Source organism: Parasphingorhabdus sp., from assembly GCF_049667325.1.
In the GTDB taxonomy this organism is placed as follows: domain Bacteria; phylum Pseudomonadota; class Alphaproteobacteria; order Sphingomonadales; family Sphingomonadaceae; genus Parasphingorhabdus.
Map to the genome: position 1 here is coordinate 1 of NZ_JBATHY010000156.1, position 2676 is coordinate 2676.

At 58.4% G+C, this 2676-nt stretch carries 1 pseudogene; it reads right to left on the minus strand.

What is annotated here, in order from left to right:
• Positions 1–2165 (minus strand): annotated as a pseudogene (locus tag WBM93_RS07145) (hypothetical protein); the annotation flags it as partial.
• Positions 2166–2676: the final 511 nt, after the last annotated feature.

The following is a 2676-nucleotide window of genomic DNA, read 5'->3' on the forward strand; positions in this document are numbered from 1 at the left end:
GAAGCCGTGGTTGGCGCCAGTTCGATATAGGCGATGCCTTGCTCGCCTTCGACCCGCCATACTGGCGCACCCCGTTCGAGACCGGCGAGCTGATTGGCTTGCTGGGCATCAATTTCAATTGCCGGTGCATAAGGGGCAGGGACACTGAAGTCGCCGACCATGCCGTTGCGGGCTGGCTTGCCGGCACGGTCCGTGAGCCGGACTGCAATCACCGGGCGGGTAACACCATCGGCGATCAGGATCGAACGATCCTTGAGCAATTCCGCATGAAGCGGGCTGCCTGCATAGTGAACTTTCCGTTCGAGCTGCTGAACCAATTTACCGTCGCGATCAACGACGCGGGCGACAAAGACATTGGTCCGGTCACCGATTTCGATTCCGCGCCACGTGCTGACCCGGATTTTACCGTTCGCGCTTTTCTTGGTCCCGTCAAAGGCAAGCGGGTTAACCGCTTTGCCATTGATCGACAGTTCAACGCTCTGCCCGGCGTGATGTTTGATTGCGACGCGCAGCGCTTTCACGCGCGGGTTATGGTCTTCTTCGGGGAAGAGCCATGCAATGCCGGGCTCCTGGTTCGATACCCAATCACGACCTGCTCCGGCCGCTTCCGGATCCGACAAAACATCGGGCTTCCGGTAGGTATCAAGCTCACGGATTTCTCTCGGTGCAACCTTTTTGGCCCGGAAATCCGCGCGTTTCAGCGCGCCACCACGGCCTTCAACAAAGCGGGAGATATCGCTGCCGGCGGTCCGTGTGTTTTGTGCACAATCGACCGGTGCGAGGTCGGCGGGGAAGGTCGACGGGTCGATCTGAACCACATGCAGACCGGGCCGCAGCCCTTCGAAATGATAGCGACCGTCGCTGTCGGTTACCGAGTAGGTTCCGTCCTGCAACATGACGCGAATACCGCCAATTCCCGAGGCTTCCCGGGGATCGATACTGCAACCACCGTCCGTAATCCGGCCGATGAGGGTGAATCTTTCGGAAATTCCGTCGCGTTCAATGCGAACCGCGGCATCCACGGTCGGACTGGTCGCGCCGCGATCGTCTTGGGCCGAAGCGAGGTTGAGTGCGTCTCCTGGCTGCGCATCCTGACGCACTTCGGCGATATAGGTCAGCAAACCGCTTCCCCCAGCGGGCAGGGGCGGTACGTCGACGGTAAAATCGCGGCCATTTGGCTGGATATCGGGTGTGATCAGGTCACCATTATAGCGCACCGTGCCGGTTTTCAGGCGCATTGCTCCAGGCAGCTGATCAGAAATCGTAATCTGGCCCGTGTTTCGGACCGGATCCGTATTTTGCACCGTCACTCGATACTGAATCGCGTCTCCCGGTGCCGCGAGTGCAACCGAAGCCGACTTTGTCAGCACAAGGGGCGTCCCGGGCCTGTCCAGCGGAACATCCACGCGCACCGGCGCCGGATTTTCCAATATGATGATCCCGCCATATGACCCGTCTACAATGGTGAATGGAAGACCGTCTGTCCGCCGGAATGCGGTCAATTGTTGCGGCGTGGCCGCTGACGGAAAACTATAGGGCTGCGGTGGCTCGATGAGCAGGCGATATTGTCCCGGCCTCGCAAAGGGGAAACGATAGAAGCCGTCGGTAAAATCATAGACGTTTCCTCCGCTATCGGTAGCGGTTCCGCCTGCAATCACGGTGCTCGGGAAGATGGAAACACCGTCATCGCCAAAAACCTCAGCCGGCAGGCCGGTTGCGACGTCGATCAAGGTGACGCGCGTTCCGGAAACAGGGGTGCCATCGCCGCTGTCGAAAACCTCGCCGAAGGGATCTATGAGTATCTCGACATTGGCGGTTCCGATAGGCGTGCCGTTGATTTCTTGGATGGTGATATCGACCGTGTCACCGCGTTTGACCGACAATATGCAATCGCCCTGGACCGGAGCAGGAGGCACTGCGGCGGTATTGATCATGCCGACAAACCGGCCGCTATCAGGCGTGGTTTCGACAATGTTGATCTGTTCCCGGTCACCGCTGGGTGTCGTCAGGATTATGTCGAAATTGTCGATTGCCAGCGGATTCAGGTTCCTGCCCGGAGCGAGAATCGAGATAATCAGCGGTTCGCCAGCCCTTATCGTGTCGGTCGGCATGACCGAGGCCGGATTTTTGGGCGTGCCCGAGAAAACACCGCCGAGTTCGATCATGATATTGCCTCCCGAACCCCGACACGTCGTGCCCAAAATCGGGACCTTGTCAGCCCCTGGCGGGTCCGCAAGGTGAAGAATCGTGATTTTCGGCGGCGTATTCGGTGGCGGAACGACTTGAATATCAATGCGATTGGACGGTTTTTGGAGCCGTTGGCCGCCGATATCCCATTCCGCTTGTGCAATATTCGTGATCAGTGGAAAATTATGCGATTGAGGCTGTTCCTCGGCAAATTCAGGTTGCGCGAGTGCCATAGAGGCAGGCGCGGTTAATGCGCTTGCAGCAAATGCTAGGCCGATTGACCTGAGAAAGTTGGGGAGCAGACTCACAAATACCAGCGAAATATAGCGGCAAACCAGCGAAACGTGCCGGTTTGCCGCCAAATTCCGTCGTGCCCTAGTCTACCGTTACGCGGAAGATCATGGCGCGGTTTGTGCCCGCAGCAATGTCCGACAGGGTGCCGCTTACGGTTGGATCCGCAAAGCTGCCGCCCGCAACACCACCAGAACA